This is a genomic window from Variovorax sp. 01T432 (assembly GCF_056398605.1).
The window spans coordinates 68,215-81,437 of sequence record NZ_JBFTPS010000026.1; the positions used below are offsets into that span (position 1 = coordinate 68,215).

General features: G+C 68.0%; 12 protein-coding genes. 10 read left to right on the forward strand and 2 right to left on the reverse strand.

Annotation, left to right across the window (positions count from 1 at the left end; translation table 11 throughout):
- Positions 1–113: 113 nt before the first annotated feature.
- The 7 genes from AC1DNF_RS20020 to AC1DNF_RS20050 all read left to right on the forward strand — a co-directional run bounded on the left by AC1DNF_RS20020 (position 114) and on the right by AC1DNF_RS20050 (position 6,794).
- Positions 114–1,196: an ABC transporter ATP-binding protein gene (locus AC1DNF_RS20020; RefSeq protein ID WP_478150361.1), complete on the forward strand. Its 1,083-nt coding sequence runs from the start codon at positions 114–116 to the stop codon at positions 1,194–1,196.
- Positions 1,139–2,041 (forward strand): ABC transporter permease, encoded by a 903-nt coding sequence (locus AC1DNF_RS20025; protein ID WP_478150385.1) that lies wholly within the window; start codon positions 1,139–1,141, stop codon positions 2,039–2,041. The genes AC1DNF_RS20020 and AC1DNF_RS20025 overlap by 58 nt, the downstream gene beginning before the upstream one ends.
- Positions 2,038–2,832, forward strand: coding sequence for an ABC transporter permease (locus AC1DNF_RS20030; protein ID WP_478150362.1), 795 nt, complete (start codon positions 2,038–2,040; stop codon positions 2,830–2,832). The genes AC1DNF_RS20025 and AC1DNF_RS20030 overlap by 4 nt, the downstream gene beginning before the upstream one ends.
- Positions 2,829–3,134: a (2Fe-2S)-binding protein gene (locus tag AC1DNF_RS20035; protein WP_478150363.1), complete on the forward strand. Its 306-nt coding sequence runs from the start codon at positions 2,829–2,831 to the stop codon at positions 3,132–3,134. The genes AC1DNF_RS20030 and AC1DNF_RS20035 overlap by 4 nt, the downstream gene beginning before the upstream one ends.
- The gene (locus AC1DNF_RS20040; RefSeq protein WP_478150364.1) at positions 3,131–4,528 is read left to right on the forward strand and encodes an FAD/NAD(P)-dependent oxidoreductase; all 1,398 of its coding nucleotides are present in this window, start codon (positions 3,131–3,133) and stop codon (positions 4,526–4,528) included. The genes AC1DNF_RS20035 and AC1DNF_RS20040 overlap by 4 nt, the downstream gene beginning before the upstream one ends.
- Complete coding sequence (locus tag AC1DNF_RS20045) at positions 4,525–5,664, forward strand: NAD(P)/FAD-dependent oxidoreductase (protein WP_478150365.1); 1,140 nt, start codon at positions 4,525–4,527, stop codon at positions 5,662–5,664. The genes AC1DNF_RS20040 and AC1DNF_RS20045 overlap by 4 nt, the downstream gene beginning before the upstream one ends.
- A gap of 62 nt (positions 5,665–5,726) precedes the next feature.
- Entirely contained in the window at positions 5,727–6,794 is a 1,068-nt protein-coding gene (locus AC1DNF_RS20050) for an ABC transporter substrate-binding protein (protein ID WP_478150366.1), read from the forward strand.
- Here the strand turns inward: AC1DNF_RS20050 and AC1DNF_RS20055 are convergent.
- Both AC1DNF_RS20055 and AC1DNF_RS20060 read right to left on the reverse strand, forming a co-directional pair.
- Positions 6,791–8,437: a GMC family oxidoreductase gene (locus AC1DNF_RS20055; protein ID WP_478150367.1), complete on the reverse strand. Its 1,647-nt coding sequence runs from the start codon at positions 8,435–8,437 to the stop codon at positions 6,791–6,793. The two genes, AC1DNF_RS20050 and AC1DNF_RS20055, sit on opposite strands and share 4 nt — an antisense overlap.
- An 86-nt stretch (positions 8,438–8,523) precedes the next feature.
- Positions 8,524–10,035, reverse strand: coding sequence for a CoA-acylating methylmalonate-semialdehyde dehydrogenase (locus AC1DNF_RS20060; RefSeq protein ID WP_478150386.1), 1,512 nt, complete (start codon positions 10,033–10,035; stop codon positions 8,524–8,526).
- A gap of 217 nt (positions 10,036–10,252) precedes the next feature.
- Here AC1DNF_RS20060 and AC1DNF_RS20065 point away from each other — a divergent pair, with 217 nt between their 5' ends.
- From AC1DNF_RS20065 to AC1DNF_RS20075, 3 genes are read left to right on the forward strand one after another with little or no spacing between them, the layout of a single operon-like run.
- Positions 10,253–11,422 (forward strand): MlaE family ABC transporter permease, encoded by a 1,170-nt coding sequence (locus AC1DNF_RS20065; protein ID WP_478150368.1) that lies wholly within the window; start codon positions 10,253–10,255, stop codon positions 11,420–11,422.
- Positions 11,419–12,222: an ABC transporter ATP-binding protein gene (locus AC1DNF_RS20070; protein ID WP_478150369.1), complete on the forward strand. Its 804-nt coding sequence runs from the start codon at positions 11,419–11,421 to the stop codon at positions 12,220–12,222. The genes AC1DNF_RS20065 and AC1DNF_RS20070 overlap by 4 nt, the downstream gene beginning before the upstream one ends.
- A gap of 5 nt (positions 12,223–12,227) precedes the next feature.
- Positions 12,228–13,214: an MlaD family protein gene (locus tag AC1DNF_RS20075; protein ID WP_478150370.1), complete on the forward strand. Its 987-nt coding sequence runs from the start codon at positions 12,228–12,230 to the stop codon at positions 13,212–13,214.
- Positions 13,215–13,223: the final 9 nt, after the last annotated feature.

Below are 13,223 nucleotides of genomic sequence, written 5' to 3' on the forward strand. Positions count from 1 at the left end.
GCGCGTTCATTGCAATAGAGTGAACTGATTCTGAAAAGAAGTTCAGATACTCTGCTCAGCCCCACCCTGGTGCGGTGAACGCTTCGCCCTTGAACGAGAAGAAAAGGCCCTTCATGTCATTTCTCAAGCTCACCGACCTGACCAAGTACTACGGCAGCACCTGTGCGGTGTCGGCCATGAGCCTCACGGTCGAGAAGGGTGAATTCGTTTCCCTGCTGGGGCCTTCGGGCTGCGGCAAGACCACCACCTTGCAGATGGTCGCGGGCTTCGAAGCCGTCAGCAGCGGCAAGATCGAACTCGACGGACGCGACATCACCCAGGCCAAGGCCAACACGCGCGGATTGGGCATCGTGTTCCAGAGCTATGCGCTGTTTCCGCACATGACGGTGACCGACAACGTCAGCTTCGGGCTGGAAATGCGCAAGATGCCGAAGGCCGAGCGCCGGGAGCGTGTGCGGCAGGCGCTGGCCCTGGTCCATCTGGAGGCGCATGCGGGCCGCTACCCGCGCGAACTCTCCGGCGGCCAGCGCCAGCGCGTGGCCCTGGCGCGCGCGCTGGTGATCGAACCTCCGGTGCTGCTGCTGGATGAGCCGCTCTCCAACCTCGACGCCAAGCTGCGCGAGGAGATGCAGTTCGAGCTGCGGCAGATCCAGCGCAAGGTGGGCACCACGACCGTGATGGTCACGCACGACCAGAGCGAGGCCATGTCCATCAGCGACCGCGTGGTGGTGATGGAAGGCGGTCGCGCCACGCAGATCGACCACCCCCATCAAGTCTACGAACACCCCCGCACCCGTTTCATCTCGACCTTCGTGGGCAAGGCCAACCTCCTGGCCGGTTGCGTCGCGAGCGGCGGCGGGCGCCGCTGTGTCGACCTTGGGTCGCTCTCGGTCGAGGTCGACGATGCCGGCTTCGGCGCCGGCGCCCAGGTGCTGCTGAGCGTTCGGCCCGAGAAGCTTCAACTGGTGGCGCCGGGCGCGGGGCGCCTCGACGGCAGCATTCGCGAGCGCTTCTTCCTCGGCAGCCAGTGGCTCTACGCCATGAGCACGCCGGTGGGCGATCTGATGGTGCTGACGCCCAACGATGGCCGGCTCGCGCTGGAAGAAGGCCAGGTCGCGGGCATCGCCTGGCCCGACCACTGCACGCGTCTGCTGTCGGCCGAGGAGGTCGCGCATCCCGAGCAGGTGGTGGCGTGAAGAAGTCCACGCCCTGGTGGCTGTCCGGCCCCGCCTTGCTGCTGTTCGCCTCGCTGCTGCTGGTGCCGCTGGCGTTGACGGCCGTGCTTTCCTTCAACGTGTACGACCCGGTCACCGGGCCCAAGGCTGGCGAGTTCACCCTGGCGCACTACGCGGCAGTGTTCACCGACGCCTACTACGGCGGCATCTTCTGGCGCACCTTCTGGATCTCGGGCCTGGTCGCGTTGATCTGCGTGGTGGTGGGCGCGCCCGAGGCCTACGTGCTCAGCCGCATGCGCAATCCCTGGCGCTCGATCCTGCTGCTGGTCGTGCTGGCGCCGCTCCTGGTGTCGGTGGTGGTGCGCGCCTTCGGCTGGAGCATGCTGCTCGGGCCCGAGGGCCTGGTCAACGGGACGCTCGGGCTGGTGGGCCTGGGCCCGGTGAAGATTCTCTACACCGAGACCGCGGTGGTGATCGCGCTGGTGCACGTGATGCTGCCCTTCATGGTGATCCCGGTCTGGACTTCCCTGCAGAAGCTGGACCCGGGCGTCGAGAATGCCGCGCTGTCGCTCAAGGCCTCGCCTTTCACCACGCTGCGGCGGATCGTGCTGCCGCAGGTCATGCCGGGCATCCTCTCGGGCAGCCTGATCGTGTTCGGCCTGTCGGCCAGTTCATTCGCCATCCCCGGCCTGCTGGGCGGGCGCCGCCTGAAGATGGTGGCGACCGTGGTCTACGACGAGTACCTGCACGAACTCAACTGGCCGCTGGGCGCGGCGATTGCCCTGACGCTGCTGGTCGCCAACCTGGTCGTCATGCTCAGCTACAACCGCCTCATCGAAGGCCGCTACAAGAGGTCGCTGGGATGAGCAGGAACGGCCCCATCGCCCTGGCGTTCAACGCCCTGGTCATCGCCTTCATGCTGGCACCCCTCGTGGTGGTCTGCGTGGTGGCGTTCACGCCCGAGAACACGCTGACCCTGCCCACCACGAGCTTTTCGCTGCGCTGGTTCCGGGCGGTGTTCGCGCACCCCGACTTCATGCAGTCCTTCTGGAACAGCCTGTGGCTGGCACTGGCCTCGGCGACGATCGCCACGCTGCTGGCGGTGCCGGCGGGCATGGCGATCACGCGCCATGACTTTGCCGGGCGCGACTTTCTCAATGGGCTCTTTCTCTCGCCGCTGATCATTCCGCACCTGGTCCTGGGCGTTGCGCTGCTGCGCCTGTTCGCGCTGGTCGGCGGCACCGGCAGCTTCAGCTGGCTGGTGATGTCGCATGCGCTGATCGTCACGCCCTACACGCTGCGCCTGGTGGTGGCCGCGCTGGTCGGCTTCGACCGCGGCGCGGAGCAGGCCGCGCTGTCGCTCGGCGCCAGCCAGGCCACGGTGTTTCGCCGCATCACGCTGCCGATGATCCTGCCGGGCGTGACCGGCGGCTGGATGCTGGCATTCATCAACAGCTTCGACGAGGTGACCATGTCGATCTTCGTGACCGCTCCGAGCACGGTGACGCTGCCGGTGCGCATGTACATGTACGCGACCGAATCCATCGATCCGCTGATGGCCGCGGTATCGGCCCTGATGGTGGGTGTGACGGCCTTCGCCATGGTGCTGCTCGACCGCGTCTACGGCCTGGACCGCGTGCTGGTGGGGCGCCGATGAGCACCGTGACTGCGCGACCGCTGCTGCATCGCGTGGCCGAAGCCGGCCGCGAGGCCGTGGCCTTCACGCTCGATGGGCAGCCGGCCCGGGCGCTGGCCGGCGACACGGTGCTGACCGCGGTGCTCACCCAGTGCGGCCGCTTGCGCCGCAACGAGTTCAGCGGCGCCCCGCGCGCCGGCTTCTGCATGATGGGCGCCTGCCAGGACTGCTGGATCCAGGCTGCCGACGGCGAGCGGTTGCGCGCCTGCTCGACCTTCATCGAGCCGGGCATGGCACTGCTCACCGGCGGGGAGTCCGCATGACCTTGTCCACTCTGCGGCCCGTGATCGTGGGTGCAGGTCCCGCCGGCGTGCGAGCCGCCCAGGCGCTTGTCGCGCACGGGCTGCGGCCGGTGCTGATCGACGAAGCCGGGCGCGGCGGCGGCCAGATCTACCGCCGGCCGCCGGCGAACTTCCGGCGTTCCGCCAGGACGCTCTACGGATTTGACGCCCCTCGTGCCACTGCCGTGCACGACGCGTTGGAGGCGATGCGCGAGCACATCGACTACCGACCGAACAGCCTGGTGTGGAATGCCCAGGGCGGCCTGCTCGACGTGCTGCACGGTCCGACAAGCACGACGCGCAGCGTGCCCTACAGCCAGCTGGTCGTGGCCACGGGCGCCACCGACCGCGTGCTGCCTGTGCCGGGCTGGACCCTGCCCGGCGTCTACACCCTGGGCGGCGCGCAGGTGGCGCTCAAGTTCCAGGGCTGCGCGATCGGCAGACGAGTGGTGTTCATGGGCACCGGCCCGCTCCTGTACCTCGTGGCCTATCAGTACGCTCGCGCCGGCGTCGCGGTGGCCGCGGTGCTCGATACGGCGCGCTTCGCCGACCAGCTGGCAGCGGTGCCGGCAATGCTCGCGCAGCCGGCGGTGTTCCTCAAGGGCGTGTTCTACGTCGCCTGGTTGCGCGCCCACGGCGTGGCGCTGCACAGCGGCGTGCGGGCGCTGCGCGTGCTCGGCGATGGGGCGCGAGTGCAGGGCGTCGCGTGGCAGGACGCAGCCGGGGAGCAGGCGCTCGAGTGCGATGCCGCTGGATTCGGCCATGCCTTGCGTTCCGAGACGCAGCTCGCCGATCTGCTGGGTTGCCGCTTCGCGTTCGCGCCTCTCCACCGCGCTCATCTGCCGGAGCGCGACGCCGCCGGCCGTTCCAGCGTCGCCGGGGTTTACCTGGCGGGCGACGGCGCCGGCATCATGGGCGCCGACGCGGCCGAGTGGGCGGGCGAACGCGCCGCGCTGGCCCTGCTGGCGGACCATGGGGTGGCCGTGGATGCCGCCCGGGCCGACGCCCTGGAGCACAAGTTGCGCAAGCTGACCGCCTTTCGACGCGGCCTCGAACGCGCCTTTCCCTTTCCGGCGGACTGGGCCGCGCGGGCGGCGGACGATCTGATCGTGTGCCGCTGCGAGAACATCACGGCCGGCGAGTTGCGCCAGACGATCCGCGAGAGCGGCGCCGACGAGATGAACCGGCTCAAGGCCTTGTCCCGTGTCGGCATGGGCCGTTGCCAGGGCCGCATGTGCGGCGTCGCGGCCGCCGAGATCCTCGCGCATGCCACCGGCCAGCCGATCGCGCAGGTGGGCCGGCTGCGCGGGCAGGCGCCGATCAAGCCGATCCCGATCCATCTGGCGAGCGTCCCCGCAGAAGGGGCGAGCGCATGAAGCAAGCGCTGAAATGCGACGTCGCCATTGTCGGCGGCGGCATCGTGGGCGCCTCCGCGGCGCTGGCCCTGCGGCGGATGGGCCTGCAGGTCGTGCTGCTGGAGCGCGACCTTTGCGGCTCGCGTGCCAGCGGCGTGAACTATGGGGGTGTGCGGCGCCAGGGCCGGCCGATCAGCCAACTGCCGCTGGCGCAGCGCGCGCACCGCATCTGGGGCCGCCTGGCCGAGCTGATCGGCACCAATGGGGAGTACCTTCGCTCCGGCCACTTCAAGATCGCCCGCAGCGAGGTCGACCTGGCCGCGCTGGAACGCTACCGCGACCTCAGCCGCGACTTCGACCTGGGCATCGAACTGCTCTCGGGCCAGCGGCTGCGCGAGCGTTGTCCCTGGCTGGGCGACAGGGCCGTCGGCGGATCGCTGTGCGTGGAAGATGGTCAGGCCAATCCCCGGCTGGTATCGCCGGCCTTCGCCATGGCGGCGCGGCGCGCGGGAGCGCAGATCTTCGAGCGCACGGTGCTGGACGAGGTGATGCACGACGGCCGATGTTTCCGGCTGCGATCGGGCAACACCCTGGAGGTGGCCGCGCCCGTTCTGCTCAACTGCGCCGGCGCCTGGGCCGGCGCCATTGCGAGTCAGTTCGCGGAGGCGGTGCCCCTGCAATCCGGGCATCCCGCGATGGCGGTCACCGAGCCGCTGCCGCATTTCATGGACTGGAGCCTGGGCGTGGAGGGCGGTGGCATCTACTGCCGCCAGGTCGCCCGCGGCAACCTGGTGCTGGGCGGCGGCGCGGGGGTGGCGCTGGACGCCGATCGCGCGCGTTCCGCGCGCGATGCGATCGCCGGCCTGGCGGCACAGGCGATCGAGCTGCTGCCCGGATTGCGGCACGCCAGCTTCATCCGCACCTGGAGCGGCACCGAAGGCTACCTGCCCGACCGCCAGCCGGTGCTCGGTCCGAGTCGCACGACGCCGGGCCTGATCCACGGTTTCGGTTTTGCCGGCGCCGGCTTCCAAGTCGGGCCGGCCGCGGGCGAGGTGCTGGCGGAACTCGCCCGCGACGGCCGCAGCAGCACGCCCATCGACGCCTTCGCGATCGAGCGCTTCCAGTCCGCCGATGCCGTCCTCGCGGCCGCCCATTGAGGGCGCGGTTCTTCCCACTCGTCCACACCCCACCGTTTACCCCACTCGCAAAGGAGCACACCATGTCCCGTTCCCTTCAGCCCCATCCCCTTCGCCATGCACTTCTCGCCGTGGCCGCCGCTGCGGCGCTGGTGGGCGGCGGTGCCGCCAGCGCCGAGACCAAGACGCTCTACATCGGCATGAACGGCGGCACCATGGAGAAGGCCTACACCCAATACGTCTTCCCCGCCTTCGAGAAGGCCAACGACGTGAAGGTGGTGGTGGTGCCCGGCACCTCCTCCGACATCCTGGCCAAGGCACAGGCCAACCGGGAGAGGCCGCAGATGCACGTGATGTTCCTGGACGACGGCATCATGGTTCGCGCCATCGGCATGGGCCTGTGCGAGAAGCAGCGACCCAGCGCCGCGCTCAACGAGATCTACCCCGCCGCGCGCTTCAAGGGTGACATGGCCAGCGGCGTCAGCCTCGGCATGACCGGGCTTGCCTACAACAAGAAGATGTTTGCGGAAAAGGGCTGGGCCGCGCCTACTTCGTGGATGGACCTGGCCGACCCCAAGTTCAAGGGCAAGGTGGTGTTCCAGTCGATGCCGGCCTCGTCCTTCGGGCTGCACGGATTCCTGATGTTCAACCGCATCCAGGGCGGCAACGACAAGAACGTGGAGCCGGGCTTCAAGGCCTGGCCGACCACCATCGGCCCGAATGTGCTGGAGTACATCCCCAGTTCGGCCAAGATCTCGGAGATGGTGCAGACCGGCGAGGCCGCGCTGTTCCCGCTCACGCCCACTGCCGTGGCCGCGCTCAAGACCAAGGGCATCCCCGTGGAATACGCCCAGCCCAAGGAAGGCTCGGTGGTGCTGATGGTGGGGCAGTGCGTGATTGCCAACAACAGCGAGCCCGAGCTGTCGCAGAAGCTGGCCGAATTCCTGCTGACCCCGCTGGCGCAGGCCAACGTGCTTCAGTTCGGGAGCCAGATCCCGACCAACCCCAAGGCGCCGGCGACGGGCGAGGGTGCCGAGCAGGTCGCGAACATCAACAAGTGGATGAAGAACGCGGTGACGATCGACTGGGACAGCGTCAACGCGAACCGGCCGGCATGGAACGCGCGCTGGAACAAGACCATCGAGCGCTAAGAGGGCACCTGCGAAGCCCGGCCGGCTTCGCGAATCCAGGCGGCCGCCTTCTCCGCCATCATCAGTGTGGGGCTGTTGGTATTGCCGCTGGTGATGGTGGGCATGGCTCCGGCGTCGACCACGCGCAGGCCGGCAACGCCGCGCACGCGCAGCCTTGAATCGAGCACGGCCATCGGGTCGCCGTCGGCGCCCATCTTCGTTGTGCCCACGGGATGGAAGATGGTGGTCGCGATGTCGCCGGCCAGGCGCGCGAGTTCCTCGTCGCTCTGATACTGCACGCCCGGCTTCCACTCCTCGGGCCTGTACTTCGCCAGCGCCGGCTGCCCCGCGATGCGGCGCGTGACGCGCAGCGAATCGGCCGCCACGAGGCGGTCCTCGCCGGTGCTCAGGTAGTTGGGCGCGATCGCGGGCGCATCCTCGAAACGGTGGCTCCTGATGCGCACCGTCCCGCGGCTGGTCGGGTTCAGGTTGCACACGCTCGCGGTGAAGGCCGGGAAGCTGTGCAGCGGCTCGCCGAAGGCGTCCAGCGACAGCGGTTGCACGTGATATTCAAGGTTCGGCCATTCGTGCGCAGCCGAGCTGCGCGTGAAGGCGCCGAGCTGCGACGGCGCCATGCTCATCGGACCGCTGCGCTTGAACAGGTACTCCATGCCGATCTTGGCCTTGCCGTAGAGCGTCGAAGCCAGCACGTTGAGCGTGGGCGCGTCCTGGATCTTGTAGACCGCGCGGATCTGAAGATGATCCTGGAGGTTGGCGCCGACGCCCGGCGCATCCAGTGCCACATCGATGCCGTGCTGGCGCAACAGCTCGCCCGGACCGATGCCCGAGAGCTGCAGGATTTGCGGCGAGCCGATGCTGCCCGCGCACAGGATCACCTCGCGCGAGGCGTGGGCCATGACCATCTCGTGGCCATCCCACACCTGGGTGCCCGTGCAGCGCCTGCTGCCGTCGGCCAGGGGCTCCAGCAGCAGGCGCGAGACCTGCGCGCCGGTCCACAGCTCGAAATTGGGCCGCCCGTAGCAGGTCGGGCGCAGGAAGGCCTTGGCGGTGTTCCAGCGCCAGCCATTCTTCTGGTTGACCTGGAAATAGCCGACGCCCTCGTTGCTGCCGCGGTTGAAATCCGTCGAATGCGGGATGCCGGCCTCCTGCGCGGCCTGCGCGAAAGCGTCCAGGATGTCCCAGCGCAGGCGCTGCTTTTCCACCCGCCACTCGCCACCGGCGCCATGCAGATCGTCGGCGCCCAGGTAGTAGTCCTCGTGCTTCTTGAAGGCCGGCAGAACCTTGCTCCAGCGCCACTCGTCATCGCCGGTGAGGCGCGCCCACTGCTCGTAGTCGCGCGACTGTCCGCGCATGTAGATCATGCCGTTGATGCTGGAGGAGCCGCCCAGGGTCTTGCCGCGCGGATAGCGCAGCGTGCGGCCGTTCAGGCCCGCATCGGGCTCGGTGCTGTAGAGCCAGTCGGTGCGCGGATTTCCGATGCAGTAGAGGTAGCCCACCGGGATGTGGATCCAGTGGTAGTCGTCCTTGCGGCCGGCCTCGATCAGCAGCACGCGGCACTGCCGGTCGGCACTCAGGCGGTTGGCCATCAGCGCACCGGCGGTGCCGGCGCCGATGACGATGTAGTCGAAGGTGGTGTCGCTCATGTTCTCTTCTTGTCTCCGCTTGTTCTTGGAATCTCACGACAGGCACGCCGTCCCCCGCCGGGCCGCGCCTCGGGTCGGCGCTGCTGCTACTTCGCGGTCGGCATCACGAACTCCGCCCCCTTGCCGATGCTCTCCGGCCAGCGCTGCATGATTGACTTCTGCTTGGTATAGAAGCGCACACCCTCTTCACCATAGGCGTGCATGTCGCCAAAGAGGCTCTTCTTCCAGCCGCCGAAGCCGTGCCATGCCATCGGCACCGGGATCGGCACGTTGATGCCCACCATGCCCACCTGGATGCGGCGGCTGAACTCGCGCGCCACGTTGCCGTCGCGCGTGAAGCAGGAGACGCCGTTGCCGAACTCGTGGGCGTTGATGAGGTCCACCGCTTCCTTCAGATCGTGCACGCGCACGCAGGACAACACCGGCCCGAAGATCTCTTCCTTGTAGATGCGCATCTCCGGTGTGACGTTGTCGAACAGCGTGCCGCCCATCCAGAAGCCGCCCTCGCAGCCTTCTCCGGCCTGGGTGTTGTCGAAGCCGCGGCCGTCGACCACCAACTTTGCGCCTTCCTTCTCGCCCTGCGCGATGTAGCCCGTGATGCGCTCATGCGCGGCGCGCGTCACGATCGGGCCCATCTCGGCCTCCAGGTCGGTGCCGTTGCGGATCTTGAGGGTCTTCGCCCGGGCGGCGAGCAGGGGAAGCACCTTGTCCGCCGCATCGCCCACCAGCACCGCGACGCTGATGGCCATGCAGCGCTCGCCGGCCGAGCCGTAGCCCGAGCCGATCAGCGCATCGACCGTCTGATCGATATCGGCGTCGGGCATCACCACCATGTGGTTTTTCGCCCCGCCGAGCGCCTGCACGCGCTTGCCGTGGCGCGCGCCGGTCTCGTAGATGTAGTTGGCGATGGGCGTGGAGCCGACGAAGCTGATCGCCTTGACGTCGGGATGCTCCAGGAGCGCATCGACCGACCCCTTGTCGCCCTGAACGACATTGAAGACGCCGTCGGGCAGGCCCGCTTCCTTCAGTAGCTCGGCCATGCGCAGCGACGGGCTCGGATCGGTCGGGCTGGGCTTGAGCACGAAACAGTTGCCCGCGGCGATGGCGACCGGGAACATCCACATCGGCACCATCACCGGGAAGTTGAAGGGCGTGATGCCCGCCACCACGCCCAGCGGCTGGCGCAGGGTCCAGTTGTCGATGCCGGTGGACACCTGGTCAGTGAAGTCGCCCTTGAGCAGTTGCGGAATTCCGCACGCGAACTCGACGATGTCGATGCCGCGGCTGACTTCGCCCTGCGCGTCGGTGAAGACCTTGCCGTGCTCGGCGGTGATGAGGTGGGCCAGTTCGTCCTTGTGGCGGTTGAGCAGCTCCAGGAACTTGAACATCACGCGCGCGCGCCGGATGGGCGGGGTGTCCGACCAGGCGGGGAATGCGGCCTGCGCGGCGGCCACCGCCGCATCGACATCGGCGCGGTTGGCGAGCGCGACGCTGCCGGTGGCGACGCCGGTCGCGGGGTTGAAGACGTCTTGCGTGCGCGTGGATCGCGGGGCGGCTACGCGCCCGCCGATGTAGTGATGGATGGGGGTCTTGGTCATCTGCATGGAGTTCTCCTGGAGTCGCGGGCGTCGGCTGATCGCGGGAAAGGCGCGCAAAGGCGCACGCAAGAGGATTCGGCCTCAGCCGTCGATTGTGGCAAAGGCCCGGGCATTGCGCGACGGCCTACGCCCGGCCGCGCCGATCCGGCGGCCCTTTGTCAACGTCGGCGGTTACGATGTTGAGTCCCCAGCTGCCAGACCCTGCCTTCACCTCTCCATGCCCACCGCTCCGCCGCCGCCCGCCGACGCGCAAGACGCAGACAACGCGCTGCCGCGCGTCGAGCGGCGCGAGAAGGAGGGGCGCGACTGGGCGATCGCCAGCGGCCGATGGACCGCGCTGGGGATGTCGCAGCGCAGTTCATGGTCTGCCTTGTCCCGGAGTCTCGAAGGCGTTCCGGCGCGGGACGACCGGGCCTGGGACCTGCGTCCCATCGATCAGCTCGACCACATCGGCGCCCAACTGCTGTGGAACCACTGGCACCAAGCCTGGCCTGCGCGGCTCGAAATGGATTCTCAGCACAAGGCCGTGCTGGACCAGGTCGCGCTGTACACGTGCCGTGCCCCGTCGGAACCGGCCCCGACCTTGACCGACCGCCTCAAGGCCTTCGCGCACAACGGGCCACGCATCGCGTTCGCGGCGCGCGATTTTCTCGGCCTGATCGGCCAGCTCACGCTCGACATCGGCAAATTGATGCGCGCCCCGCACCGTGCCCCGTGGCGCGACTTCTCCGGCCAGGTCTACCAGTTCGGCACCACCGCGCTGCCCATCACCGCGCTGGTAGGTCTCCTGATCGGCGTGGTGCTGGCCTACCTTACTTCGCAGCAACTGCGGCAGTACGGCGCCGAGACCTTCATCGTCAACATCCTCGGCCTGTCGCTGATCCGGGAACTCGGTCCGGTGCTCGCGGCGGTGCTGATCGCGGGGCGGTCCGGTTCGGCCATCACCGCCCAGATCGGCGTGATGCGCGTCACGGAAGAGCTCGACGCCATGCGCGTGATGGGCATCTCGCACGGCTTCAGGCTGGTCATGCCCCGCGTCCTGGCGCTGGCCATCGCAATGCCCCTGATCAGCATGTGGACCTCGATGGCCGCGCTCGTCGGCGGCATGATCGCGGCGGATCTCGCGCTCGACATCTCGCCCGCCTATTTCATGTCGGCGCTCCCGCGCGCGGTGCCGATGTCGAATCTCTGGCTGGCCATGTCCAAGTCGGCCGTGTTCGGCATTCTGATCGCGCTGATCGGCTGCTATTTCGGCATGAAGGTCAAGCCCAACACCGAAAGCCTGGGCCGCGGCACGACGTCTTCTGTCGTGACCTCGATCACGATCGTGATCCTGGTGGATGCGCTGTTCGCCGTTCTGTTCAAGGGCGTGGGGTTCCGCTCATGACCGACGTGCCCGTCAACGACGCAGCGGATGTGGTCGAGATCCGCAAGCTCTGGACGGTGTTCGAGTCACCGGATGGCGATCAGGTGGTGCATCGCGACCTCGACCTGACGATACGGCGCGGCGAGGTGCTGTCGCTCGTGGGTGGGTCGGGCACGGGCAAGACCGTGCTGCTGCGCCAGATCCTCGGCCTGGAAAGTCCCACGAAGGGCGAGGTCACGGTACTCGGCCGGCCACCGGGCCACCTGAGCGCGAGGGCTGCCGCCCATGTGGGCATGCTGTTTCAGCACGGCGCGCTGTTTTCGGCTTTCAATGTGCTCGACAACATCGCGTTTCCGCTGCGCGAGCTCAAGCTGCTGCCTGAGGACCTGATACGCGACGCCGCCCTGGTCAAGCTGCAGATGGTCGGGCTCGAGCCGCAACAAGCCACCAAGAGTCCGTCGGATCTGTCGGGGGGCATGATCAAGCGCGTGGCGCTGGCGCGCGCGCTGATCATGGATCCGCCCCTGCTCTTGCTCGACGAGCCCACCGCCGGGCTGGACCCCGAAGGCGCGGACGGCTTCTGCGATCTTCTGCGCGGCCTGCACCGCGAGCTCGGACTGACGGTGGTGATGGTGACGCACGATCTCGACACGCTGTTCGACCTGAGTACCCGGATCGCGGTGCTGGCCGATCAGAAGGTGATCGTCGCCGGCGCTGCGCGCGAAGTCATCGCTTATCCGCATCCGTTCATCCAGGAGTTCTTTCTCCGCGGCCGCGGCCGGCGCGCCATGGAAGCCCTCCATGAACACACTGAAAGGTAGCCGCCATGGAAAACAAGGCCCATGCCATCGCCGCCGGCGCCTTCGTGCTCGGCCTGGTCGCCGCGCTCATCGCGCTGGTCGTCTGGCTGACTCGCGACAACACGGTACGCAACGTCTACGAACTCTCGACGCGCGACGCGGTGAGCGGGCTGCAGCCTCAGGCGATGGTGCGCTACCGCGGCATCGCCGTCGGCAAGGTCGTCTTGATCGACTTCGATCCGAAGGTCAAGGGCAACGTGCGCGTGCGCATCACGGTCGATGAACGCGTGCCGCTGACGACTTCGACCTTCGCGACGCTGAGCTACCAGGGCGTGACCGGTCTGGCCTTCATCGCGCTCGACGACAAGGGCGAGTCGCAGGTGTCGCTGGTTCCTGACAACGACAACCCTCCGCGCATTCCCCTCAAGCCCTCGCTGCTGGCGCAGTTGCAGGATCGCGGCGAGGTCATCCTCAATCGCGTCGAGGAGGTGACGAAGCGCGCCAACATGCTGCTGGGCGACGACAACCAGAAGCGCTTCGCCAACGCGCTGGAGAGCATCGCGCAGGCCTCCGAAAGTGCCAACCAGCTTGCGCGCTCACTGGACCAGACGGTGAAGACCGGAATCAATCCGGCACTCGCCTCGGTTCCGCCGCTCATGGAGCGAACGAAGGACACGATGGCCTCGCTCAAGACCGCCGCGGGCGATATCTCGCGCGTGGCGAACAACTTCAACACGACCGTGGGGCGGCTCAATGCCAAGGACGGCCCGATCGATCGCCTGAGTGACGGGACCAAGGCGCTGTCGCAGGCGGTCGAATCCGTCAACAGCGCCACCTTGCCGCGCGTCAATCGTGTCGCCGACGACGCCTCGCGTGCAATGCATCGGCTCGGGCGCGCGGCCGACAACATCAGCGACAACCCGCAATCGCTGCTCTTTGGCACCGGTGGCGTGGTCGCCGGACCCGGCGAGCCGGGCTTTTCCGCGTCAGCCGGGGCGCCGGCGCGTCCATGATGGTGGTCA